At 71.3% G+C, this 23,171-nt stretch carries 20 protein-coding genes and 2 pseudogenes; 7 read left to right on the top strand and 15 right to left on the bottom strand.

Annotation, left to right across the window (positions count from 1 at the left end; all coding sequences use genetic code 11):
- Positions 1 to 7 precede the first annotated feature (7 nt).
- Positions 8 to 1,006: a TAXI family TRAP transporter solute-binding subunit gene (locus tag RV986_RS14320; RefSeq protein ID WP_475917769.1), complete on the bottom strand. Its 999-nt coding sequence runs from the start codon at positions 1,004 to 1,006 to the stop codon at positions 8 to 10.
- An 83-nt stretch (positions 1,007 to 1,089) separates the two neighbouring features.
- Between RV986_RS14320 and RV986_RS14315 the strand changes: the two genes are divergently transcribed.
- Complete coding sequence (locus tag RV986_RS14315; protein ID WP_475917768.1) at positions 1,090 to 1,557, top strand: pyrophosphohydrolase domain-containing protein; 468 nt, start codon at positions 1,090 to 1,092, stop codon at positions 1,555 to 1,557.
- On the opposite strand, the pseudogene RV986_RS14310 reads toward RV986_RS14315, so the two are convergent.
- A pseudogene (locus RV986_RS14310) lies at positions 1,481 to 2,458 on the bottom strand (cation:proton antiporter); the annotation flags it as partial. The gene RV986_RS14315 and the pseudogene RV986_RS14310 overlap by 77 nt on opposite strands.
- Here RV986_RS14310 and RV986_RS14305 point away from each other — a divergent pair.
- Positions 2,451 to 2,882: pseudogene (locus tag RV986_RS14305) on the top strand (LuxR C-terminal-related transcriptional regulator); the annotation flags it as partial. The pseudogenes RV986_RS14310 and RV986_RS14305 overlap by 8 nt on opposite strands.
- A gap of 147 nt (positions 2,883 to 3,029) precedes the next feature.
- Here the strand turns inward: RV986_RS14305 and RV986_RS14300 are convergent.
- Positions 3,030 to 3,596 (bottom strand): hypothetical protein, encoded by a 567-nt coding sequence (locus RV986_RS14300; RefSeq protein WP_475917767.1) that lies wholly within the window; start codon positions 3,594 to 3,596, stop codon positions 3,030 to 3,032.
- 172 nt (positions 3,597 to 3,768) lie between these two features.
- Positions 3,769 to 4,785 (bottom strand): alpha/beta hydrolase, encoded by a 1,017-nt coding sequence (locus RV986_RS14295; RefSeq protein WP_475917766.1) that lies wholly within the window; start codon positions 4,783 to 4,785, stop codon positions 3,769 to 3,771.
- Between the two features lie 291 nt (positions 4,786 to 5,076).
- Here RV986_RS14295 and RV986_RS14290 point away from each other — a divergent pair, with 291 nt between their 5' ends.
- The gene (locus RV986_RS14290) at positions 5,077 to 5,898 is read left to right on the top strand and encodes an SAM-dependent methyltransferase (RefSeq protein ID WP_475917765.1); all 822 of its coding nucleotides are present in this window, start codon (positions 5,077 to 5,079) and stop codon (positions 5,896 to 5,898) included.
- Positions 5,899 to 6,041: 143 nt separating this feature from the next.
- Here the strand turns inward: RV986_RS14290 and RV986_RS14285 are convergent, their stop codons facing one another.
- The 9 genes from RV986_RS14285 to RV986_RS14245 form a co-directional block, all read right to left on the bottom strand.
- Positions 6,042 to 7,904, bottom strand: coding sequence for a M1 family metallopeptidase (locus RV986_RS14285; protein WP_475917764.1), 1,863 nt, complete (start codon positions 7,902 to 7,904; stop codon positions 6,042 to 6,044).
- 215 nt (positions 7,905 to 8,119) lie between these two features.
- Positions 8,120 to 8,797, bottom strand: coding sequence for a spherulation-specific family 4 protein (locus RV986_RS14280; protein ID WP_475917763.1), 678 nt, complete (start codon positions 8,795 to 8,797; stop codon positions 8,120 to 8,122).
- On the bottom strand, positions 8,794 to 9,723 hold the full coding sequence (locus tag RV986_RS14275) for an NAD-dependent epimerase/dehydratase family protein (protein WP_475917762.1): 930 nt from the start codon (positions 9,721 to 9,723) through the stop codon (positions 8,794 to 8,796). Before RV986_RS14275 ends, RV986_RS14280 begins: the two co-directional genes overlap by 4 nt.
- Before the next feature lie 7 nt (positions 9,724 to 9,730).
- On the bottom strand, positions 9,731 to 10,444 hold the full coding sequence (locus tag RV986_RS14270; RefSeq protein ID WP_475917761.1) for a nucleotidyltransferase family protein: 714 nt from the start codon (positions 10,442 to 10,444) through the stop codon (positions 9,731 to 9,733).
- 46 nt (positions 10,445 to 10,490) lie between these two features.
- Positions 10,491 to 11,492, bottom strand: a complete 1,002-nt coding sequence (locus RV986_RS14265; RefSeq protein ID WP_475917760.1) for a GDP-mannose 4,6-dehydratase — start codon at positions 11,490 to 11,492, stop codon at positions 10,491 to 10,493.
- 100 nt (positions 11,493 to 11,592) lie between these two features.
- Positions 11,593 to 12,972: a hypothetical protein gene (locus RV986_RS14260; RefSeq protein WP_475917759.1), complete on the bottom strand. Its 1,380-nt coding sequence runs from the start codon at positions 12,970 to 12,972 to the stop codon at positions 11,593 to 11,595.
- Entirely contained in the window at positions 12,969 to 14,537 is a 1,569-nt protein-coding gene (gene pelF / locus RV986_RS14255; RefSeq protein WP_475917758.1) for a GT4 family glycosyltransferase PelF, read from the bottom strand. The genes RV986_RS14260 and pelF overlap by 4 nt, the downstream gene beginning before the upstream one ends.
- Before the next feature lie 86 nt (positions 14,538 to 14,623).
- Entirely contained in the window at positions 14,624 to 16,759 is a 2,136-nt protein-coding gene (locus RV986_RS14250; protein WP_475917757.1) for a hypothetical protein, read from the bottom strand.
- A gap of 475 nt (positions 16,760 to 17,234) precedes the next feature.
- Positions 17,235 to 17,762: a hypothetical protein gene (locus tag RV986_RS14245; RefSeq protein ID WP_475917756.1), complete on the bottom strand. Its 528-nt coding sequence runs from the start codon at positions 17,760 to 17,762 to the stop codon at positions 17,235 to 17,237.
- 588 nt (positions 17,763 to 18,350) lie between these two features.
- On the opposite strand from RV986_RS14245, the gene miaB reads away from it, so the two are divergent.
- Genes miaB through RV986_RS14230 form a run of 3 tightly spaced genes read left to right on the top strand, consistent with a single transcriptional unit; the run spans position 18,351 to position 20,934 of the window.
- Positions 18,351 to 19,874 (top strand): tRNA (N6-isopentenyl adenosine(37)-C2)-methylthiotransferase MiaB, encoded by a 1,524-nt coding sequence (gene miaB, locus RV986_RS14240; protein ID WP_475917755.1) that lies wholly within the window; start codon positions 18,351 to 18,353, stop codon positions 19,872 to 19,874.
- A gap of 36 nt (positions 19,875 to 19,910) precedes the next feature.
- On the top strand, positions 19,911 to 20,180 hold the full coding sequence (locus RV986_RS14235; RefSeq protein WP_475917754.1) for a hypothetical protein: 270 nt from the start codon (positions 19,911 to 19,913) through the stop codon (positions 20,178 to 20,180).
- Between the two features lie 34 nt (positions 20,181 to 20,214).
- Complete coding sequence (locus tag RV986_RS14230; protein WP_475917753.1) at positions 20,215 to 20,934, top strand: class III extradiol dioxygenase subunit B-like domain-containing protein; 720 nt, start codon at positions 20,215 to 20,217, stop codon at positions 20,932 to 20,934.
- Between the two features lie 143 nt (positions 20,935 to 21,077).
- On the opposite strand, the gene RV986_RS14225 is transcribed toward RV986_RS14230, so the two are convergent.
- Both RV986_RS14225 and RV986_RS14220 read right to left on the bottom strand, forming a co-directional pair.
- Positions 21,078 to 21,374: an antitoxin gene (locus RV986_RS14225; RefSeq protein ID WP_475917752.1), complete on the bottom strand. Its 297-nt coding sequence runs from the start codon at positions 21,372 to 21,374 to the stop codon at positions 21,078 to 21,080.
- Between the two features lie 36 nt (positions 21,375 to 21,410).
- The gene (locus RV986_RS14220) at positions 21,411 to 21,626 is read right to left on the bottom strand and encodes a gliding motility protein (RefSeq protein WP_475917751.1); all 216 of its coding nucleotides are present in this window, start codon (positions 21,624 to 21,626) and stop codon (positions 21,411 to 21,413) included.
- A 285-nt stretch (positions 21,627 to 21,911) separates the two neighbouring features.
- On the opposite strand from RV986_RS14220, the gene miaA reads away from it, so the two are divergent.
- Entirely contained in the window at positions 21,912 to 22,850 is a 939-nt protein-coding gene (gene miaA / locus RV986_RS14215) for a tRNA (adenosine(37)-N6)-dimethylallyltransferase MiaA (protein ID WP_475917750.1), read from the top strand.
- Positions 22,851 to 23,171: the final 321 nt, after the last annotated feature.

Raw genomic sequence — 23,171 nt, 5'->3', positions numbered from 1 at the left:
TCAGCGCCTAGGGCTTGACCGAGCGGTAGTAGCGCCGGGCGCCCTCGTGCAGGAGCAGCGGGTCCGTGTAGATGGCCGTGCGCAGGTCCACCAGCTGGGCCGCGTGCACCTGGGCGCCGATGTGGTCGCGGCTGTTGATCACCGTACGGGTGACTTCCTCGGTGAGCCGCGGGTCCGAGTCCTGCCGGGTGATCAGGAAGTTCGCCACCGCCAGCGTCTGCACGGACGAGCCCTGCTGGGCGTCGGGATAGGCGTCGGCGGGCATCACCGCGGCCCGGTAGTAGCGGGAGGCGCCGCCCTGCTCGTGCAGCTTCGTGACGAGGTCGCTGGTGATCGGCACGATCCTGATGTCGAAGTGCTTCGAGAGCTTCTGGACGGCGCTCGTCGGCAGGCCGCCCGACCAGAAGAAGGCGTCTATCTTGTGCTGTTGGAGCAGGCTGGGCATGGTTCCGATGCCGTCCGGAAACGGCTTGATGTCCTTCCCGGGGTTGAGCCCGGCCGCCTCCAGCACATGCTCGGCGATCAGCCGCACCCCAGAACCGGCCGGCCCCACGGCGACCTTCCTGCCCTTCAGGTCCGCCACCGACTGCACGGACGACGAACGCCGGACCACCAGGTGCACATAGTCGTCGTACAGCCGTGCGCAGCTGCGCAGTTGGTCCGCTCCCGGCTTGTTCGCCAGGATGTACGTCTCCACCGCGTCGGCGGCCGCGATGGTGAAGTCGGCCTGTCCCGTGGCCACTCGGCGGACGTTCTCCTGCGAGCCGTCGCTGTTCTTCAGCCGTACGTCCAGCCGCGGCATGTCCTTGGCCAGCGCGGCCTGCAGAAGCGTGCCGTACTTCTGGTACACCCCGGTCGGGGTGCCCGTGCTGAAAGTGATCGTGCCGCCCGGCGACTCCTCGCCCAGCGGCAGCAGCCACCACAGCAGCAGCCCGAACACCACGAACGCGGCGGCCGAGCCGACCAGCGCACGACGCCTGCCGATACGGGGGAGTGCCAGGAACATGCGCGCGATCCTGCCAGCCGGGAGACCATCCTGACCAGGGCCGGCCGGACGGGGGCGGCACAACGGGTCGGTAGGGTCGCAGGATGCAGCCCTCGCCCCACTCACCGGCGCCCTCCTTCGGCTCTCCGGATCCTTCCTCCGACTCCCCGGTTCCCTCTCCCGCCTCCCTCGTCCGTGAGTTCCACCTCGCCTTCGGCCTCGACGCCCGCAGCGCTCCGACGGAGGTCTCCCCGGAGCTGGCCGCCCACCGCGGTGAACTGCTCGCCGAGGAGGCCGCCGAAGTCGCCGAGGTCGCGGTCACCGGCCCGCTCGACCGGCTGGCGCACGAACTGGCCGACGTCGTCTACGTGGCGTACGGCACCGCACTCGTCCACGGCATCGACCTCGACGCGGTGATCGCCGAGGTCCACCGGTCCAACATGACGAAGCGGGGACCCGATGGCGGCGTTGCCCGCCGGGCCGATGGCAAGGTCCTCAAGGGGGAGCACTACCGGGCGCCCGATGTGTCGGAGGTGCTGCGGAGCCAGGGGTGGAGGGGTGCGGAGGCGTAGGTGCGGGTGTCGGCGTGAGCGTGGGTGTGGGCTCTCCGGTCGGTCGGCCCTCCGGCTCGGGCCCAGGTGCCCGGCCGCGCCCGGCGGTGAGCCGTGCGGCCAGCGGCTGGGTGCAGCGGGCGGTGAGCGGGCCCAGTACGACCAGGATCAGGACGTACGCCGTGGCCGGCGGGCCGAGTGAGGGCTCGATGCCGGCCGTGACCGCGAGCCCGGCGATGACGATGGAGAACTCGCCGCGCGCGACCAGCGTGCCGCCCGCCCGCCACCGGCCGCCCACGGAGATGCCCGCCCGGCGCGCCGCCCAGTACCCGGTGGCGATCTTCGTCAGTGCCGTGACGGCGGCCAGTGCGAGCGCGGGCAGCAGCACCGGCGGGATGCTCGCCGGGTCGGTGTGCAGCCCGAAGAAGACGAAGAAGATGGCCGCGAAGAGGTCCCGCAACGGGCTGAGCAGCGTGTGCGCGCCCTCCGCGACCTCCCCGGACAGGGCGATGCCGACCAGGAACGCCCCGACGGCCGCGGAGACCTGGAGCTGCTGCGCGATGCCCGCGACGAGGATCGTCAGGCCCAGCACGACGAGCAGCAGCTTCTCGGGGTCGTCGCTGGAGACGAAGCGGGAGATGACGCGGCCGTAGCGGACGGCCACGAACAGGACGAGTCCCGCGGCCCCCAGGGCGATCGTCAGTGTCAGACTGCCCGCGGCCGGCCCGACCCCGGCCACCAGCGCGGTGACGATGGGCAGGTAGACCGCCATCGCCAGGTCCTCCAGGACGAGGATGCTGAGGATCACCGGTGTCTCCCGGTTGCCGACCCGCCCCAGGTCGCCCAGCACCTTGGCGATGACACCGGACGACGAGATCCAGGTGACGCCCGCCAGGACCACGGCGGCGACCGGACGACTGCCCGACCTGCGCATCCTCATCCTCACGATGTACGACAACGAGCAGTACTTCTTCGAGGCGCTCAAGGCCGGGGCCTGCGGTTATGTCCTGAAGTCGGTTGCCGACCGCGACCTGGTCGAGGCGTGCCGGGCGGCGATGCGCGACGAGCCGTTCATCTATCCCGGCGCCGAGACCGCGCTCGTACGCACGTATCTGGAGCGGGTGCGCCGCGGCGAGGCGCTGCCCGCGCGGACCGTCACCGACCGGGAGGAAGAGGTGCTCAAGCTGGTCGCCGAGGGCCATACGACGAAGGAGATCGGCGAACTGCTCTTCATCAGCGCCAGGACCGTGGAGAGCCACCGGGCCAACCTCCTCCAGAAGCTGGGCCTGCGCGACCGTCTGGAACTCACCCGGTACGCGATCCGTGCCGGGCTCATAGAGCCCTGACCCCGCTCCCGGGCGGGCACGGAAAGGGCCGGCCCTGTGGCAGGGCCGGCCCTTTGCTGGAGGGGTCACGACGGGTCATGAGGGATCACGACGGGTCATGAGGGTCGTGAGGGTCGTGAGGGTCGTGAGGGTCGTGACGTGGGCGGGTCACTTCACCGTCACGGTGACGGTCGGCGACACGGCCTTGTCGGCCATGATCCGGAGCTGCTCCTTGCCCTTGGTGTTGAGCTTGGCATTCAGCGAGTAGCTGCTGCCCTTCTTCAGCGTGGTGGAGGCCTGCAGGGAGGTCCACTTGCCCTTGTGCATGTGCTGCAGCTGCACCTTCGTGCCGACCTTCAGCCCCTTGGCACGGCCGGTGAACGTCACCGACTGCCCGGCCCTGACCTGGCTCTTGCTCGCCTTGATCGTGATCGAACCGCCGCCCGTGGGCGAGGGGCTCTTGCCGTTGGGCTTGGACGACGGGCTCTTCTCGCCGGGCTTGGACGAGGGGCCCGTATCGCTGGTCTTCGGCGAGGGGCTCTTCTTGCCGGGCTTGGACGAGGCGCTCGCACTGTCGGTCGCGTGCGAGGGGCTCGCGCTGATGGGTTTCGGTTTCGGAGAGGCGGCCCCGGGCGAGGCGGCGAAGGCCCCGGCCGTTCCGGTCGACAGCAGTGCGACGGAGAGTGCGCCGGCGCCGATCCCCTTGGCAATGCGGTTGCGGAGTGTGGAATTCACGTTCAGCTCCTGACGTGACGGATTCCCCCACGAAACGAATCAGCGCCCATATGGGCGAACTGTTCGCTTTTGAGGTTATCCATGGCTCCGCCGAGCCTGCGACCGGACGAGAGCTCCATCACCGCGCGAAAAGCACCAAAAAAGCTCCACCATCCGACAAAAACCCCTGCTCTCACCCGCTCGCCAGCAGTCGGCGCAGCCAGGCAGACCGGGCCGCCTGGGCGTTTTGGGCCAGCGGGATCTGCGGAGCGAACCCCTCGAACCCGTGACAGGCCCCCGGCCACACATGCAGCTCGGCCCGGCCGCCCGCCTGCCACAGCCGGCTCGCGTACGCCACGTCCTCGTCGCGGAAGGTCTCCGCCGAGCCGACGTCGATGAAGGCCGGCGGCAGCCCGGACAGATCGGTGGCGCGGGCCGGGGCCGCGTACGGCGAGACGTCCGGGCCGCCGCGCGCCGCGCCGAGCAGCGCGCCCCACCCGGTCGCGTTGGCCGTGCGGTCCCAGACGCCGAGCCCGGCCATCTGACGGGCGGACACGGAGTCGTTGCGGTCGTCCAGCATCGGGGACACCAGCATCTGGCCGATGAGTTGCGGACCGCCGCGGTCGCGGGCCAGCAGGGCGAGGGCCGCGGCGAGACCGCCACCGGCGCTGCCGCCGAAGAGGAGTATCCGCGCAGGGTCGACTCCGAGGTCCTCGGCGTGCTCCGCCGTCCACACCAGGCCCGCGTAGCAGTCCTCGACCGGTGCCGGGTGGGGGTGCTCGGGGGCGAGCCGGTACTCCACCGAGACCACCGCCAGACCCAGCTCCTCGGCCCAGTCCAGCGCCCCGTTCATACCGATCCGGTTGTCTCCCATGATCATCCCGCCGCCGTGCACGTGGTAGATGACGGGCGGCGGCTCGGTGACTCCCTTGGGGCGGCACACCAGCAGCGAGATGTCCGGTGAGCCTTCGGGCCCCGGGACGACCATGTCCTCGACCTCGAAGACCCCGCCCCTGTCCAGCTCGTCGTCCGACGGCCGGTACGCGGACGCCGTCCGGCGCAGGGCGGGGATGTCCTCGGGCGAGAGGCCGGACGACACTTGCCCCCCGAGCGCGTCCAGGAGAGCGGCCAGCTCAGGGTCGAAGGGCGGCGGGGGAAAGGCGGCGTCCGCGGTCGACGGTGCCGTGGCGGGCGGCGGCTCGGCAGTCATGGAACTCCTTGTCACGGCCGGATGCGGGACCGGTGCGTTCGGGATGCTCAGGGATGCTCAGGGATGCTCAGAGGTGTTCCGAGGTGTTCAGGGTGGTCGTCAGGGGAACGGGGCGGACACGCGCCATTCGGCGGGAATCCCCCGCCGGACGGCGGGGCCGCGACACCCTGGCGGTGGACGGCGGCATCGGCGCTCGGATCATCGTCGGTGGTGGGAAGTGCCGTATGTATCTTGGGCGTTGGACTGTACGGGGAGCGTGTCCTGCACGCTCGGGATGAGAAGACGGTGCCCATGACCGACGATCACGAGGGCCCGCCCGGGCCGGTGGCGCAGCAGCAGATCGACACCTCGGTGCCGCACTCGGCCAGGATCTGGAACTACTGGCTGGGCGGCAAGGACAACTACCCGGTGGACGAGGAGGCCGGCGACGCGTATACCGCCGTCTTTCCCGGCATCGTCACCATAGCGCGCAGCAGCCGGGCCTTCCTCGGCCGCAGCATCCGGTATCTGGTCGAGGAGGCGGGCGTCCGGCAGTTCCTGGACGTCGGGACCGGCCTGCCGACCGTGGACAACACCCACGAGGTCGCGCAGCGGATCGCGCCCGAGTCCAGGGTGGTCTACGTGGACAACGATCCGTTGATCCTCGCCCATGCCCGCGCCCTGCTCACCTCCTCCCCGGAGGGGGCGACCGACTACGTCGACGCCAGCCTGTACGAGCCGGAACGCATCATCGAGGCCGCCGCCGGGACACTGGACCTCACGCGCCCCACGGCTCTGATCCTCAGCGGCATCCTGGGGCACGTGGCGGAGTACGACCAGGCGCGCGCCCTTGTCCGCCGGCTCATGGAGGGGCTGCCGTCCGGCAGCTACCTGTCCGTCAACGACGGCTCACGCGGCACCGACCCGGTGTACGAGCAGGCCCAGGACGGCTACAACGAGACCGGTGCGGTCCCGTACTTCCTGCGCCCCGTGCCGCAGATCACCGCGTTCTTCGACGGGCTGGAACTCGTCGAGCCGGGGGTCGTCCAGGTGCCGCTGTGGCGACCGGAGGGGACCGGACTCGGCGGACCGGCACCGATCGGCCAGCACGGCGGCCTCGCCCGCAAGCCCTGACCCGCAAGCCCTGACCCGTCGGCCCACGCTTGCCGGCCGACGGGACCCGCGCCGTACACCACCGACCGCGGGCGCGGCCCGGAGTCACCGGTCCGCCGCGGGTGACGCCAGGGCGGCGCCCACCGCGGCGGACCGGTGCCGTGTCAGCCGACGATGCGGTGCGTGGTCCAGAACGAGGTCAGGTCCGTGGTCGTGGCGGCCTGGGCGGCGGCCTTGAACTCGGACGTGGTCGAGACGCCGTACCAGTGCGCGGTGGCGTAGTCCTTCAGCAGCTTGGCCATGGCGGTGTCGCCCAGGAGACGCCGCAGGTCGTGCAGGGCGCACTTGCCGTAGCCGTAGACGACGGTGGAGTACCGGGAGGAGTGGGTGTCCCAGTAGGCCATCGAGTTGGTGATGTTCTCCGCCGTCGAGGCCCAGGAGACGCTGTTCCAGCAGCTCGTGCCGGTACTGCCCAGCGCCAGGTCGGTGGCGTAGTCGGTGAACGCCTCGTCCAGCCACGGGCTGTTGTACTCGTCGTCGCCGACGATCCCGTAGAACCACTGGTGCCCGATCTCATGGGTGAGCGCCGTGGTGCTGACCAGGTCGAGGACGAACCCCGGGTACTCCATGCCGCCGAACCAGAAGTTGTTGTCGATCACCGCGTCCAACTCGCCGTACGGGTAGGCGCCGAAGCGTCCCGCGTGGGCGTCCACCGCGGTCTTCGCGGTGGTGAGCATGGACTGCGCGCTGGTCGAGCTGATGCCCGAGACCGAGTAGATGTTGATCGGGGTGCCCGCGGTCGACGTACCGGAGATCTTGGTGAACGGACCGGCGGCCCAGGCGAAGTCACGGACCTTGGAGGCGGTGGCCGTGGTGACCGTGCGGCCGCTGGTGCCGGGGGTGTCGACCGAGGCGCCGGTGGCCGGTACCAGCAGGGTGGTCGGGTGGTCGAGGGTCACCTTGAAGTCGGCGGCCAGGGAGTAGAACGACTCGCCGTTGTTGGTGTACGGGTCCAGGTGCCAGCCGGCCCCGTCCTTGACCGCGAGGACCGGCAGGGCGTTGCCGATCATGCTGAAGGCTCCGTCGTAGCCGAAGCGGTCGGCGCCGCTGGGGACGGTGATGCCCAGGTCGAAGCCGATCGTGGCGGTCTGGCCCTGGGCCAGGGGTGTCGGCAGGGCGATCTGCAGGGCCGTGCAGCCGACCGACAGGGCGCCCGCGGTGCCGCCGGTGACGTTGGTGACGGTGATCGGCATCGCGGAGCAGGTGCCGTGGTAGTTGTCCCACAGCCTCAGGTACACCTCGCTGAGCGCGGTGGAGGAGGCGTTGGTGAAGGTCGCGCTCTCGTGGCCGGTCCAGCCGGTGCCGCTCGTGTTGCTGCTGAGGCTGACGGTGTACGAGGGGGCGGCCGGGGTGCGGGTGGAGTCCGCCGGAGGTGTCGTGCCGCCGTCGGCGGTGTCGAGGGCGACGTCGTCGACGACGAAACTCGTCTGCAGGCTGGAGTCCTCCGTGCCGGTGAAGGCGACGCTCACGGTCTGACCCGCGAACGAGGACACGTCGAACGACTTCTGCACATACCCGGTGGCCTTGTCGAGGTTCGAGTACGTCGCCAGCGTCGTGCTGCCGATCTTCGCCGTCAGCTTGTCGTACGCGGTGGACGAGGTCGTCTCGGCGGTGTCGATGTGCAGCCAGAACGTGAGGGTGGCGCTGCACCCGGAGGGGATCGTGACGCTCTGCGAGAGGGTGTCGGTGTGCGTACTGCCGACACCGTCGAGCCAGGCGAAGCTGGTGCCGCCGTGGGCGGTCTGACCGGAGCGGTTGGTGATCACGCTGGTCGACGACTGGGTCCAGGGCGAAGTGCCGCTCTCGAAACCGCCGTTGGTGACGAGCTGGGCCGGGGTGCAGGCGGCGGCGACCGGCGGGGCGGCGGACGGCGCGGCCGCCGCCGGGGTGACGGGGAGCAGCGCGGCGGCCAATGCGGCGAGGGTGAGCGCACTCGCGGCGAAGGCCTTGTGGGGGGTCGGTCTCACACGAAACTCCTTTGCGGCGGCCGGGATTCCGGCCTGCTCGGTGGCCGCCCGGCCGGCTTGGGTGCGCCGGAGGGCGGCCGTGGGTTGCGCGTTCTGTCGCGGGATCTCCGGGGTGAGATCCGCCGCGTCCCCCTGAGGTCAGGGCGACGGCTGCCGGAAGCCTGGCAGATTTGACCGAGCCATGTCATAAAGGGTGAGTAAAAACGCGAGGGCAGTCAGGCACCCGGATCTACCGGCTCCCTCCCGCCCAGGGCGGGCGTCAACCGCGACCAGGGGTTGGGGAGTTCGCCCGTCACCGGTCCGGCGATCGCGGCGCCGCGTTCGTGCGCGGTGCGGACGGCGATCGGCACGAGTGCCTCCGGTACGCCGTACACGAGGTGGCAGAAGCGCTCGGGCGGATGCCGCGCGGTCCACGCCGGTCTGCTGAACGCCGACACATACGTGGACCAGTGGCCCTCGAAGGTGACGACCAGGTCCGCGAGCCGCGCGTAACCCGGCGCCGGGTGCACGCCCGGATTCAGCACGACGGGAGCCGCACCGACCCGGCGGACGGCCCGCACCAGCCGCCGGCAGGCGGGCAGCGCGTCCGGTTCCGAGGGCGCCCGGTCGAGGAAGCAGCCGTCGGCCGCGTACCACTCCCGGTGCCGGACGACATCGGCCACGACCTCCTCCGGGTCGCGCGCACCGTAGTCGGTGTCGACATAGCCGAGCAGCCGGGCGCCCGCCGCCCGCAGCGCACCGGCCGCCGCGGTGAACGCGGGGTCCGGACCGAGGCCCGGACCGTCGGCGGGGTTGAGCACGACCGCGTACGTACGTACGGCCGCCGTGATCAGACGGTGCCAGGCACCCGGGTCCTCGCCCGGATGGACGTACAGCGGGATCAGCAGGCTCACGGAGCGCGGTCGCTTTCCAACTGCCGGGCCGGATCCTGCCCGGCCGAGGCCGTCCACAGCGCCGCCAGCGAGTCGTCGAGGGTGTGCGACGGCAGCCAGCCGAGCGCGTCACCGGCGGCGGTGATGTCGGAGCACTGCCACGACACCTCTCCCGAGCGGGCGGATCCGCCGCCGTTCTCCTCGATCCGTCCCCGGAACCCGGCGATGCGGGCCAGCGCCCGCACCAGGTCGCGCACCGGGACGGCTTTTCCACCGCCGATGTTGAGGACCTGCGGCAGCGGCCCGGGAGCCGTCGCCGCCAGCACCGCCGCCCGTGCCACGTCGCGTACGTCCACGAAGTCCCGGTACGCCGACAGGTCACCCAGCCGGATCACCGCCTCCGGGTCCCCGGCGGCCTCGCGCAGCAGCCCGGCGACCCGGCCGGGCAGCCCGGTGGCCGGGGCCCCGGGCCCCACCGGGTTGCCCACCCGCAGCACGACCGCGTCGAGGCCGGAGGTGGTGACGGTGATCGTGCCGGCGAGCTTGGTGGCGCCGTACGGGGCGAGGGGGTGGGTGGCCGCCGACTCGGTCACGCCGACGTCCGGGCTGCCGGGGCCGTACTCGGCGGCCGAGCCCAGGTGGACGAGGCGTGCGGTGGGCGCCGCCTCGCGCAGCGCCGCGCACAGGACGGCGGGGCCCCGCGAGTTGACCTCGGCGAGGGTCACGGGGTCGCCGCCCGTCGCGCCCGCGCAGTTGACCACGGCGTCGGGTGCCGCGGATGCCAGGGCCCGCGCCAGTCGGTCCGGGCGGTCGGTGGCGAGGTCGATGCCGAGCTCCGCGGCGGGCGAGCGGCCGCCGCCGAGCACCCGCACGCCCGGCAGGGCGCGCAACTGCTCGACGACGTGGCCGCCCAGATAGCCGGTGAAGCCCAGGACGAGAATGCGCATGCGGTGTTCAGGCTCCCTTGAGCAGCATCGACTTGCGGGTGGAGAACTCGGCGTTGGCGCGGTCGTAGTCGTCGGGGCGGCCGATGTCGAGCCAGTACCCGTCGAAATCGTAGGCATGCGGGGGATTCTGGGCCCGGAGCAGATCCAGCACCAGTTCGTCGAAGCCCAGCGGCAGACCGGGGGTGTAGTCGTCGAGAGTGGTCCGCGACAGCCCGTACACGCCCATGGAGACGCGATAGTCGATGCTCGGCTTCTCGGTGAAGGCGACGACCCTGCTCGCGTCGGTGGTCAGCACCCCGAAGTCGATCTGCACCTTGCGCGCGTAGGTGGCGATCGTCAGCGGCGCGTCCGAGCCGCGGTGCCGGTGGAGGACGTCCGCGAAGTCGAGGTCGGTGAGCACGTCACCGTTCATGACGAGGAACGACTCCGGCAGGCGTTCGCGCATGGTCAGCAACGGGCCCATGGTCCCGAGCGGGCTCTCCTCGGTGGCGTAGTCGACGGCCATGCCCCATTGGGAGCCGTCGCCGACGTAGGCGCGGATGATTTCGCCGAGGTGGCCGATGGCGATGGTGCAGCCGGTGAAACCGGCCGAGGCGAGCTGACGCAGCACGATCTCCAGGATGGCGTGCTGGTCGCCGATGGGCACGAGCGGCTTGGGCAGCGCGGTCGTGTAGGGCCGCAGCCGGACGCCCTTGCCTCCCGCCAGGATCACTGCGTGCATGGGGCTCCTCCTTCGTCGGACATGCGTGGGGACGTGCCGGACGGGGTCAGATGTTGTAGATGCCGGTCTTGTAGCGGGCGAGGTTGGCCGGGTCGCGGAAGAACTCCACGGTGTGCGCGAGGCCCTGTTCCAGTGCGTGGGCAGGGCTCCAGCCGGTCGCCCCGCCCAGCCGGCTCGCGTCGGCGACCAGCCGCATCACCTCGGAGTTCGCGGGCCGGATGCGCCGCGTGTCCTCGCGTACGTCGAGGGCGGTGTCCATCACCTTGCCGATCAGCTCGACCAGGTCCCCGATCGAGATCTCGCCGCCGGTACCGGCGTTGAAGGTCCGCCCCACGACGCGCTCCGCGGGCGCGGTGCCCACCGCGAGGAAGGCCTGCGCGGTGTCCTTGACGTAGGTGAAGTCACGGGTGGGGCGCAGATCGCCGAGGGTGAGGGTGCGCTCGCCCGCCGCCACCTGGCCGATGACGCTGGGGATGACCGCGCGCATCGACTGGCGCGGGCCGTAGGTGTTGAACGGTCGCAGTGTCACCACCGGGGTGTCGAAGCTCGCGTGGTAGCTGTCGGCCAGCCGGTCGCCGCCCGCCTTCGAAGCGGCGTACGGGGACTGCGTGTTGATGGGGTGGTCCTCGGTGATCGGCACGGTCTGCGCGGTCCCGTAGGTCTCGCTGGTGGAGGTGTGCACGAGCCGGGGGGTGCCGAGGGCCCGTACCGCCTCCAGCACGTTGAGCGTGCCGGTGACGTTGGTGTCCACATAGCTGTGCGGCGCCTGGTAGGAGTACGGGATCGCGATCAGGGCGGCCAAGTGGTAGACGCAGTCGGCGCCTTCGACGAGACCGCGTACCGAGCCGGGGTCCCGGACGTCGCCGAGGACGATCTCGACGTGGTCGAGGACATCGGGGGCCAGGGTCTCCAGCCAGCCGTAGGAGGAGAAGGAGTTGTATTGCGCCATGGCCCTCACCCGGTGCCCGGAGGCGACCAGCGCCTCGGTGAGGTGGGAGCCGATGAAACCCTCGGCTCCGGTGACGGCGGCGAGCGGTGCGGAGGTCAACTCGTGATCCTTCCGGTCGGTGTGTCTGTGGTGTGTCCGGTGGTGTCCGGTCGTTCAGGGCGGCCCGTGGGCCGCTGTCCGGCGGTCGTCCGGGTGAGGTTCAGGTGTGCGACGCGGGCCGGCCCAGCAGCCCCAGCGCGCACGCCGTGAGACACAGCGCGGCCGTGCCGCAGCACAGCGACAGCACGGCGGCACCCGGTGGGGGATGGAACACGGCGGTCGTCGCGGCCCCGCAGGCGGCGGCCAGGCACACCGCGGCCGGCAGCCAGGCCACCCCGAAGGCCTGCAGCAGCAGCGCGGTCCACAGCGTCGCCGCGAGCAGCAGCAACGGGGCCGGCTCGGCGTCGGTGAGCAGCGCCGCGGGCAGCAGCGGAAGGAGATAGGCGAGCAGACAGCAGGCGAGGATGCCGCCCGAACGCAGCAGGAAGGCGCCCGGAGTGGCGGTCGCCCGCAGGGCCGCCACCGACATCCCGCGGTACCGGTACAGCAGCCACTCGGCCGGTCCCATGCTCACGGTCAGCACGATCACGGCGTACGGGTGCTGCCGGCCCTCCAGCAGGACCAGCACCCCGGCGGACAGACCGAACACGCCGTACGGCAGCGACCGCAGCAGCGGGGGCCGGGTGGCGCCCGGGACGGGCGGAGCCGTGAGCGTGGCCCGCAGCGCCCAGCCGGCCGCGGCGGCCGTGCAGGCCAGGGCCAGCAGTGGCAGTCCCGCCCGCAGCGCGGTGCCCGGCTCCCACCACGGCAGCACCGCCGCACCGGCGATCAGCGGAGTGAGCGCGGCCAGCAGCAGCCGCTCCCGGCCCAGCACCAGCAGTACGCCGGCCGCCGCCAGGTAGGCCGACTGCGCGGCCACGACCAGGGCCGCCGTGCCGGAATCGGCGAGCAGCGTCCCGGCGGCCGTCGCGGCCGCCGCACCCAGCGGTGCGCCGTGCAGGAGGGTGCGGCCCGCCTCGTGCCGGCCCGTGGTCATCCGCAGGTAGGCCCGGTGCCCGAGCGCCTGGCCCCAGGCCCAGGAGACCAGCCCGGCCACCACCAGGGCGTCGAGGGCGCCGTCCGCGTGCCACAGCCGTCCGGAGAGCAGATAGGCGAGTCCCGGCAGGGCGAACAGCGCCCCGCGCAGCGCGCAGCGCACATGGTCCGGCCGCCAGGGGTCGGCCGGCCGCGCGGGCTCGGGAAAGGTGCGCGGCACCCGCTCGTAGAGCGCGGAGGCGAGCGAGAACAGGTTCGGGTGCCCGTACCGTTCCTGGATCACCTCGGCGGTCAGTCCCTCCGACTCCAGCAGCGCGGCCACCTCGTAGGGGTGGACGGCCGGCCCGACGCCGTCGGCGAGCTCGGCCGCGAGTTGGTCGACGGCGTCCTGGTGCGGGCCGTGATCCGGCAGGCGCAGGGCCAGGGTGCGGTCGTCGGCGGCGAGCCGCAGGGACAGCGTGTCGCCCTCCGCTCCGCCGGGTTCGAGGGCCATCGGTCCGCTCATCCGGTCAGGCTCCTCGGCCTGGAGACCTCTGCGCCGCCCGCCGTCGCGGTCGTGAGTGCGACGGTGGTGTCCGCGGCGGCGGCAGCGGTGTCGGCCGTCCATGGATCGCGCGGGGTGATCCGGCCGAGCGCCGACAGCTCCAGGTAGATGGACCGGAAGGTGTCGACGGTCTGCCGCAGGGTGAACTGCTCGATGACCCTCAGCCGGGCCGCCTCGCCCATCGAACGACGCCGCTCGGCATCGCCCAGCAGGTCCAGCGCGGCGGCGGCCATGGCGGCCGGATCGCGCGGCGGAACGACGAGACCGGTGTCGCCGACGGCCTCCCGTACACCGCCCACGTCCGTGGAGACGGTCGCCCGCCCGCACGACATCGCCTCGATCAGCGTGAACGGGAAGCCCTCGCTGATGCTGGAGAGCATCACCACGTTGCCCGCGGCGTACGCGTCCTTGATGTCGTCGACCCGGCCCTCGAAGGTGACCGCGTCCGCGTGCCCGAGTTCGGCGGCCAGCGCCTCGCACCGCTCCCGGTAGGCCTCGCCGCCGCGCGGTGTGCCGCCGAACAGCCGCAGCCGTGCGTCGGGGAGCTCGGCCCGTACGAGAGCGAAGGCGCGGATCAGCGTCTCCAGGTCCTTGATCGGGTCGACCCGTCCGGCCCAGCTGAGTGTGGCCCGCCGCGGCTCGGGGCCGGCCGGCGGGAACGCGCTGGGGTCCACGCCGTTGTAGACGGTGCGTATCGACTCGGGGGCGGCGCCGCCCTGTTCCTCCCACAGCCGGTTGTAGCGGTTGCCCGGCGTGATCAGGGCGGCCCGCCGATAGGTCTCCTCGGCCAGCAGCCGGAAGAAGCCCAGGACGAGGGCCTTCACCGGCCAGCGGTAGGGGGCGGTGCGGTAGCCGAGGTAGCGCTCGCGCAGATAGACGCCGTGCTCGGTCAGCAGCAGCGGTACGCCGTGCCGTTCGAGTGCGGCGAGGCCCGGCAGTACGGCGACACCGCCGCTGACCGCGTGCGCCACCCCGCGTTCCGGCAGGGGCGCGGCCAGCGGGCGCAGGGCGTGCTCCAGCAGGGCGGTGGCGGTGAGGGCGTCGTGCAGGGTCGGCCGGGCCTCGCGCACGGCCAGGCCCGGCCGGTTCCAGACGCCGGTGAGGATGTGGATCGCCCGGTCGCCGCGCAGGAAGGGACTCAGCAGTCCATCGGCCGCCGCCGACGCCAGCGCGTACAGGGCGGCGGCGAACCTGTCCTCGGCGCACGGGTCGAGCAGGGCGGTCAGGAACTGTTCGTAGGCGTCGGCCAGCCGGTTGCGGCGGCGCCCACTGGGCGGACTGCCCGCGGGCGCGGGCCCCCACATGGGCACCGCGACGACGCTCGCGACCTGTGCGGGGATGTCCCACACGATCGGTTCGCGTCCGGTGCCGGTGACGGCGATGACGTCGAAGTCGATGTCGGGCATCCCGTCGACGAGCTGGTCGCACCAGACGCTGACGCCGCCGTGACTGTGCGGATAGGTGCCTTCGGTGAGCAGTGTGACGCGCGTTGAGTTGGGGCGTCGCGCGCCGTGGGGAACGTGCATCGAGTTGCTCCACGGCCGAGGTATGGGGTGGTCGTGCCTGGTCCCGGCCGCGGGTCGTGCGGCCGGGACGTCGCTCGGTGCGCCGTTCAGTTGTCCTGTGTGTAGGGCACTTGTTCGTTCACACCGGAGGGCACCCGGGTGTCCGGCGCGGTGCTGGTCGCCGCCGCCTTCTCCAGGACGTCGACGGTCGCGGACAGCGAGGCGGCCGACGAGGGCAGGGCGAGCGTGAGCGGGGTGCCGGCCGAGGAGGCCCAGCCGGACACCTCACCGGCGTACGCGTCGCCGAAGCCGGCGCTGCCGTTCGTGGTCCCCGTGGGCATGGTCGCCGTCATCGCGAGGCCCGCGGGCGCCTGGACGGTCACCGCGTCGCCGATGCGGTAGGCGGTGACCTGACCGGCGGCGACCGCGGCCTTCCAGGCGGTACGGCGCTGCAGCTCGGTGCCGATGTCCTTCATCCGCAGGTTCGTCACGGGGGCGTCGTCCGCGAACAGGCTGTTGTAGGCGTCGAGGACACCGTCGAGGACCGGGTAGGCGATGCGGTCCTCGGCCAGGTTCGACTGGTGGATGAAGTGCGGCTTGGGGTCGTTGGAGAGGACGTGGCCGAGGTCGATCCTCGTCTCCAGCGGCACGATGTAGTCGGCGTAGCCCGTGGTGGTGCTCAGCGGCGCCGGCAGACAGGTGGAGGTGGCGGGGTTGTCCTCGCAGATGCCGCTGCCGCCCTGGGCGCGGCTGGTGTAGATCCAGTTGTACTCGTCGACCTGCTCGGCCGCCCGCCCGGCGTTGTAGAAGACGTTCATCGGATAGCGGGAGACGGTCGTGGCGGGACCGACCTGACGCTGCTCGGGCTCGCGGGAGTTGTCGGAGCCCAGCCAGCCGACGCCGTTGTCGCCGAGGGCGGGCGCCAGGTTGGGGTTGTCCACCGGCTGCTGCGGCAGCACCTTCAGGCCGGAGTGCTCACCGGTGATCAACTCGGTGTTGTCCAGCGGCAGTCCGGCCGTCTGGCCCCAGACCCGGTTGTTGGCTATCTCGTCGGAGATCGTGTTGCGGCCGGCCCACTGGGTGCTGCCGTCGGCGTTGGTGGAGCACTTCCACGGGACCACGGTGACGTCCTGCACGCAGCCGAGGAACGCGTGTGTGTAGGTGTGGTTGATCCAGCGGAACTGATCGCGGTCGGCGATCAGCTTGTCGGCGAGCGCGTCGACGCCGCCGTTGTCCGCGCGCTGGTCGACACTGCCGGCGCCGTTGAAGGCGAGGTCGAGGGTGAAGTCGCGTCCGCTCTCCCACGCGGTCGCGTGGTCGACGTCCGCCGGGGTCATGCGGATCGGGTTCGGCGTTCCCTCGCCCTGCGGACAGTCGATGTCGCCCGGGGTGCAGTTGAGCTCGGTGTCCCAGCGGTCGTCACCGGCGAAGACATCGTCGACGTGCACCGCGAAGTAGTTGCGCGAGGCGCCGAGGTGCACGCCCCCGGTCATCCACTCCACGATGCCGCGCGCCAGCAGCCGGAACTGCTGCTGGTACTGGTTGTAGACGAAGGTGACGACGAGCTCGCGCCGCCCGTCGTGCCGGTACTCGCCCACCAGTGAACCTCGGGTCGACTGCCCGGGGATCGGCGCGTCGACGTAAGGGGTGAAGTCGGCGCCCGCGGCGGGCGTCGACAGATAGGCGTAACTCTCGCCCACGTCGGGGGAGTTGTCCTCGAACGGAACGGACCCGTCCAGATACCCGAACGGCCCTGCCTTGCCGGCCGTCGTGACCTGCGCCTGTACGCCGTCGAGGCTGCCGGAGTAGCCACCGTAGACCGGGTACTGGAGCCCGGCCTCCGGACGCGCGTAGGTGTAGGCGTCGACCTGCGGGATCGTGTACGTCTGCTCGTAGGCCGCCAGCGCCGCCATCTCGGCGGAGTTCGCCGGGAACGGATTGTCGTTGGGCAGCACGACGGCCTGGAACTTGGCGCGCGGAGCGCCGTCCACCGTGTCCGCCAGGAAGCCGGCGTCGATCACCGGACGTCCGGACTGTGTCAGATCGACCTCGGTGTACGGCGTGCCGGCCGTGTCCAGTTCCGCGGCGATGGCGTCGGTCGCCGGGCCGCCGTCGCTGACCACCAGGACCCGCAGATCGATGCGGGGTGTGACGGTGTCGGCGTGCGCGGTGGCGGCTGGTAGACCGAATGCGGCGATGAGCGCGCCCACCGTGAGCGCAGTCGTGCGAATGGTCCGCTTCATGCGGTGAAGTCCCCTCCCCGGGCAGGGGTGAGCACTGCTCCATCGGAGCGGACGCACCCCCTTGCGCGACGCCGGCGCCCCCCTCAGACGTAGGTCGTCAACGCATTCGTCGCGTCACATAGTGATGTCTGTGTGTAGCTTTCGTGCGCCTGCGGCGAAACATGACGGAAAAGAGCAGGCATCGAAATGGTCGAGATCGGACCTGGAACGGCTGTGCGGTGGTCGTCGCGGCGGAGGCGACGGGACCGGTGGGACGGGCCCCTGCGCTGGCCACGGCCTGATACGAAGCGTGTACGGAACGCGAAGTCCGCCAAGTCGGAGTGTCAGTGGTCCAGACCATGACGTCCTTCCGGCACCGGATCGGTTTTAGGTCACCCTCGGCCCGGACCGGAAACGGCCCGTGCGGCCGGTCCGCGCGGCCCGCGCGGACCGGCCGCCTTCGGCGGCTCGTCGGGCCGTGGGCGCCGGTCCGCGGTCAGGAGCAGAGCACGCGGGTTTCGGGCGTGTAGACCGGGCCGCCGCTGGTGTTCGCGCTGTCGCTGAACTCGGCGTAGTAGTACGAGTAGAAGCCGATGTTGCCGTTGCAGCCGGAGTCGGCGGCGACCTGCAGCGAGAGTGTGACGGTGCGGCTCTGGCCGGGCGGGATGGTGGCGCCGTAGTTGGTGCCCAGGTTGGTGGGGCCGGTGCCGGAACACGGGGTGCTGCCGGCGGCCGTGGCCAGGCTGCAGCCGGTGAAGCTGTACTTCAGATCGGGCCGCTGGGTGGTCAGCCAGGTCGGCTCGATCGTCTGGTAGACGAACCAGATGTCATATGTCCTGTTGTTGGTGATCGTCATCGACAGGTTCGCCGTGCCGCCCGGGAGGACGGTGGCGCTGTCGGTGGTGAACGTCAGATCGGCCGGGCTCGGGTCGGCCGCGCTCGCTGTGGGGGCCAGGCCGAACAGGGCGAGGGCAAGGGCGAAGACCGTGGCGAGACCGAAGCGTCTCATCTGTGTGGATCGCATGGTTCCGGAGGCTAGGCAGACCGGGTGCACACCGTCTGCCCCACCGGGAACACCGGGAACGACGCTCGGCTGGAAGTGGACGCCCGGTGGAGGCCCTGTGAAGGCGTCGTCACGCTCCGTGGTCGGCGGCATTTGCGCAGGCGGTGCGGAGTCGGGGGAACCGGGAGGCGGGTCCGCGGCGCCGGACGGTTACGTGGGGTGGTCCGGCGTTAATGGCGGGTAACAGGGCCCGCCGCCCGCGGCGGAATGAGCGCTACCGCATGTGACGTGGTGGTGTTATCGGCCAATCGGCCGGTCATATGCCTTCCGGCCGGCCGGTCCGTGTTCCACGACCTCATGCCGTACCTCTTCGGCAACGGTGCATGGATCACCTCTTCGGCAACGATGCATGGATCGGTGCATGGATCGATGCATGGATCGGGAGAGCGGGGGCACGCGCACTCGCAGACCGCTCGTGGATGCCTTCCCCGGCACCCCCGAGCCTCCCGGCCCCGCCCGCGGTCAACTCCCCCGGACCCGGGCGGGGCCGCTTCCCGGAGCCCCGCGGCCTCGTCGGCCCGCACTTCGGGGACCGCCTACCCTTGTCGCATGAGCAGCAGCGACCGGAGCCGGGCAGTGGACGTTCAGGATGCGAAGACCTACGAGGTGCGCACCTACGGGTGCCAGATGAACGTTCACGACTCCGAACGGCTCTCAGGGCTCCTCGAAGACGCCGGCTATGTACGGGCGCCCGAAGGAGCCGACGGCGACGCGGACGTCGTCGTCTTCAACACCTGCGCCGTACGGGAGAACGCCGACAACCGGCTGTACGGCAACCTCGGCCGCCTCGCCCCGATGAAGACGAAGCGCCCCGGGATGCAGATCGCGGTCGGCGGCTGTCTGGCGCAGAAGGACCGCGACACCATCGTGAAGAAGGCGCCCTGGGTGGACGTCGTCTTCGGTACGCACAACATCGGGAAGCTGCCCGTCCTCCTGGAGCGCGCCCGCGTACAGGAAGAGGCGCAGGTCGAGATCGCCGAGTCCCTGGAGGCGTTCCCGTCCACGCTGCCCACCCGCCGCGAGAGCGCCTACGCCGCCTGGGTCTCCATCTCCGTCGGCTGCAACAACACCTGCACCTTCTGCATCGTCCCGGCACTGCGCGGCAAGGAGAAGGACCGCCGGACCGGCGACATCCTCGCCGAGATCGAGGCGCTGGTCGGCGAGGGCGTCTCCGAGATCACCCTGCTCGGGCAGAACGTCAACGCGTACGGCAGCGACATCGGCGACCGTGAGGCGTTCAGCAAGCTGCTGCGGGCCTGCGGGCAGATCGAGGGCCTGGAGCGGGTCCGGTTCACCTCCCCGCACCCCCGTGACTTCACCGACGACGTCATCGCCGCCATGGCCGAGACACCGAACGTGATGCCGCAGCTGCACATGCCCATGCAGTCCGGTTCGGACCCGATCCTCAAGGCGATGCGCCGGTCCTACCGCCAGGACCGCTACCTCGGGATCATCGAGAAGGTGCGCGCCGCCATTCCGCACGCCGCCATCACCACCGACATCATCGTGGGCTTCCCCGGCGAGACCGAGGAGGACTTCGAGCAGACGATGCACGCGGTGCGTCAGGCACGCTTCGCGCAGGCCTTCACGTTCCAGTACTCCAAGCGCCCCGGCACCCCGGCCGCCACCATGGAGAACCAGATCCCCAAGGAGGTCGTCCAGGCGCGCTACGAGCGTCTTGTCGCCCTCCAGGAGGAGATCTCCTGGGACGAGAACAAGAAGCAGGTCGGCCGCACCCTGGAGCTGATGGTCGCGGAGGGCGAGGGCCGCAAGGACGGCGCCACCCACCGCCTCTCCGGCCGCGCCCCCGACAACCGCCTGGTCCACTTCACCAAGCCCGACCAGGAGGTACGCCCGGGCGACGTCGTGACCGTCGAGATCACGTACGCCGCCCCGCACCACCTGCTCGCCGAGGGCGCCGTCCTGAACGTGCGCCACACGCGCGCGGGGGACGCCTGGGAGAAGCGCAACGCGGCGCAGGCGGCGAAGCCCGCGGGAGTGATGCTGGGGCTGCCGAAGATCGGCGCGCCGGAGCCGCTGCCGGTCGCCGCGAGTGGGTGCGGACGCGACTGAATACCTGGCACACTGCGTGACGGGAGGGAGCACCACATGTTGCCGCACAGCGTTGAGTTCACCGAGCGGGCTGCGCACGTGCGAGACAGTCTGCCCACGGAACGGCGGGACTTGCTGGAGCGAGGCCTCGCCATACTGGTGACCGACCCGCGGCACAAGCTCTCGCACCCGGTCGGCGGCGACGAGACGACACGCGAGATCGCCCTGTCGCGGAACTTGTTCATCGAGTACGTGATCAGCGACGGGAAACTCGTGGTGCTCGTGCTCACGGTCATCGATCTCACGGACGTGCTCATCGAGGAGTGACACACCGCCGCCGTCCGGGGTTACGCTGCCGATCATGCTTGTCGCCGCCGCAGTCTGCCCCTGTCCGCCGCTGCTCGTCCCCGACGTCGCCGCCGGCGCGGCGCCCGAACTGGCCGCCGCGCGCGCGGCCTGCACGGACGCCCTCGGCGTACTCGCCGCCTCGCGCCCCGACCTGCTGATCGTGGTCGGCCCCGCCGAGGAGAGCGGGCACGGGCCGCACCCGGAGGGCACACGGGGATCGTTCCGCGGCTTCGGCGTGGATCTCGACGTACGCCTCGGGGCGGGCCCGTCGCGCCCCGGCGCCACGGAACGCGAGCTTCCCCCCTCGCTCGCCGTCGCCGCCTGGCTGCTGGAGCGCACCGGGTGGTCCGACGCCCCCGTCGAAGGTCTCGGCGTGGGGGAACCTCTCGCGGCCGAGCGGTGTATCCAGGTCGGAGGGGAGATCGTCGCGCAGACCGGCCGGGTGGCACTGCTGGTGATGGGCGACGCCAGCGCGTGCCGGACGCTCAAGGCGCCCGGCTATCTCGACGACCGCGCGGCGGGCTTCGACGCGGAGGTCGCGCGGGCGCTGGGGGCGGCGGACGTGGCGGCGCTCAAGGCGCTGGACGCCGAGCTGGCGCACGAGCTGCAGGCCTCCGGCCGGGCTCCCTGGCAGGTCCTCGCGGGCGCCGCCGAGGGAGCGGACCTGGGCGGCGCCCTGCTCTACGAGGACGCGCCGTACGGCGTGGGGTACATGGTCGCGGCCTGGACATAGGACCCCCGGCTGCCGTACAGCCGCTCCCGTGGCCCCGGACCCGCACACGGCGGACGGCCGGGAGCCCGGTGCGCTCCGCGGCCGTCCGCCGATGTGTGCCGACATCTCTGTCTGTTGACGTGTGGTCTGTCGATGTGTGCCGTTCAGGAAGCCGGAGGCGGGGGCGGCGCGTCCGGTGGCTGCGCGGCCGGGGGCGGCGCGTCCGGTGGTGGCATGACGCCGCCGTCACTCTCCTTGTGCGCGAGTCGGTCCATGGCGCCCTTCGCCTTGCCCGTGCCCGTATGGATCTTGTCGCTGTACTTGCCCTTGGTCTTTTCGTCGACCACCTTCGCGGCCTTGTCGAGACCGTGACTGACCTTGTCCCCGTGGTGTTGCGCGAGGTCCGAGACCTTGTCCTTGGCAGGCGCCAGCTTGGCTTTCAAATTGTCCAGGAGACCCATGGTTCACCTTCTCTCGCGGACAGTCATGCGGGACAGTTATGTGCGGGCGCCCTCGCCGGCCTCGTTGTCGGCGGCCTTGGCGGCGGTCTGCTGCTGGGGGATCTCGACGTCCTCCGTCGTGGCCGCCCCCGTGACCTCCGCCGCCGCTGTCGCGGCTCCGCACCCGCTCCCGGAAGGCTCGGAACTTCCGGGGGTCTCGGTGCTCTCGGAGGCCTGGGAGGCCTCGGACGAACCCTTCGCCGCTTCCGTCACCTCCGCCTCCGTGTCGGCCGACTGTGTGCCGGCCTGCACCTCGGCGGTTGACGCCTCCTCCGTAGCCTTCGACTTCCTAAGAAGTCGTGCAAAAACGCCCATATCCACTCCATACGTTACTCGTGAGGGCGAAATTCCGCGTCACCCGGTGCGTCCCATTGCGTCGCACGGGTTACCGGCCCTCGAAAACCGGCGGCTGGAACCTCGCAACAGGCAACGACCCCGGCTCCGTGGCGTCACGTCGCTCGTTCGAGAAGGGGCCCCGAGGTTTGCGAGACTGGGGCGGTGAGTAGCGCACCTCCCGTCTCCCGGGTCATCGCCGTCGTCGGACCGACCGCGGCAGGAAAGTCCGATCTGGGCGTATTCCTCGCCCAACGCCTTGGAGGCGAGGTCGTCAACGCCGACTCCATGCAGTTGTACCGAGGGATGGACATCGGCACCGCCAAGCTGACGCCCGAGGAACGCGGCGGAATTCCGCACCACCTCCTGGACATCTGGGACGTGACCGTCACGGCCAGCGTCGCCGAGTACCAGCGGCTCGCCCGCACCCGCATCGACACCCTGCTCGCCGAGGGCCGCTGGCCGATCCTGGTGGGCGGCTCGGGGCTGTACGTCCGCGGGGCCGTCGACAACCTGGAGTTCCCCGGTACCGACCCCGAGGTGCGCGCCCGCCTGGAGGAGGAGCTCACCCTGCGCGGCTCCGGTGCGCTGCACGCGCGCCTGGCCATGGCCGACCCCGAGGCCGCCCAGGCGATCCTGCCGAGCAACGGCCGCCGTATCGTCCGCGCCCTTGAGGTCATCGAGATCACCGGCAAGCCCTTCACCGCGAACCTTCCCGGCCACGACTCCGTGTACGACACCCTCCAGATCGGTGTCGACGTCACGCGTCCCGAGCTCGACGAGCGCATCGCGCGCCGCGTCGACCGGATGTGGGACGCGGGGCTCGTGGACGAGGTGCGCGCGCTGGAGGCGCAGGGCCTGCGCGAGGGGCGTACGGCGTCGCGCGCGCTCGGCTACCAGCAGGTGCTCGCGGCGCTGGCCGGGGAGTGCACCGACACCGAGGCGCGCGCCGAGACCGTACGCGCCACCAAACGCTTCGCGCGCCGCCAGGACTCCTGGTTCCGGCGTGACCCCCGGGTGCACTGGCTGAGCGGCGCTGCGGCGGATCTCACAGAACTCCCACAGCTCGCCCTGGCGTTGGTCGAACGACCGGTCACAGCCTGATCACGTCATGGCATCGGGACGCTCCGGCCGCCGTCCCGGCCTCCGGCGCCGTGCCATCATCAAGCTTCGATCGACCAAGTGGAGTCCGAGTTGGGAGGGCGCGTGGCGATGGAGGCCGGCCCTCGCGACACCGCACAGGACGCGGAGCACGACACCGCGCAGGAGCAGCACAAGCGGCGGGAACCGCCGGACTTCGACGGGGGCCTGCGGATCCCTGACGGGGACTGGTCGAGCCGTGACGGGGAGCGTTTGGATCGCGACGGTGAGCGAGCGATCTCCGACGGTGAGCGGCTGAGCCCCGGCGGGGACCCGTCGAGCTCG

It is taken from the genome of Streptomyces sp. RLA012, assembly GCF_056270325.1.
Note: the sequence above shows the minus strand (reverse complement) of the source record. Positions and strands in the feature narration are given on the sequence as shown.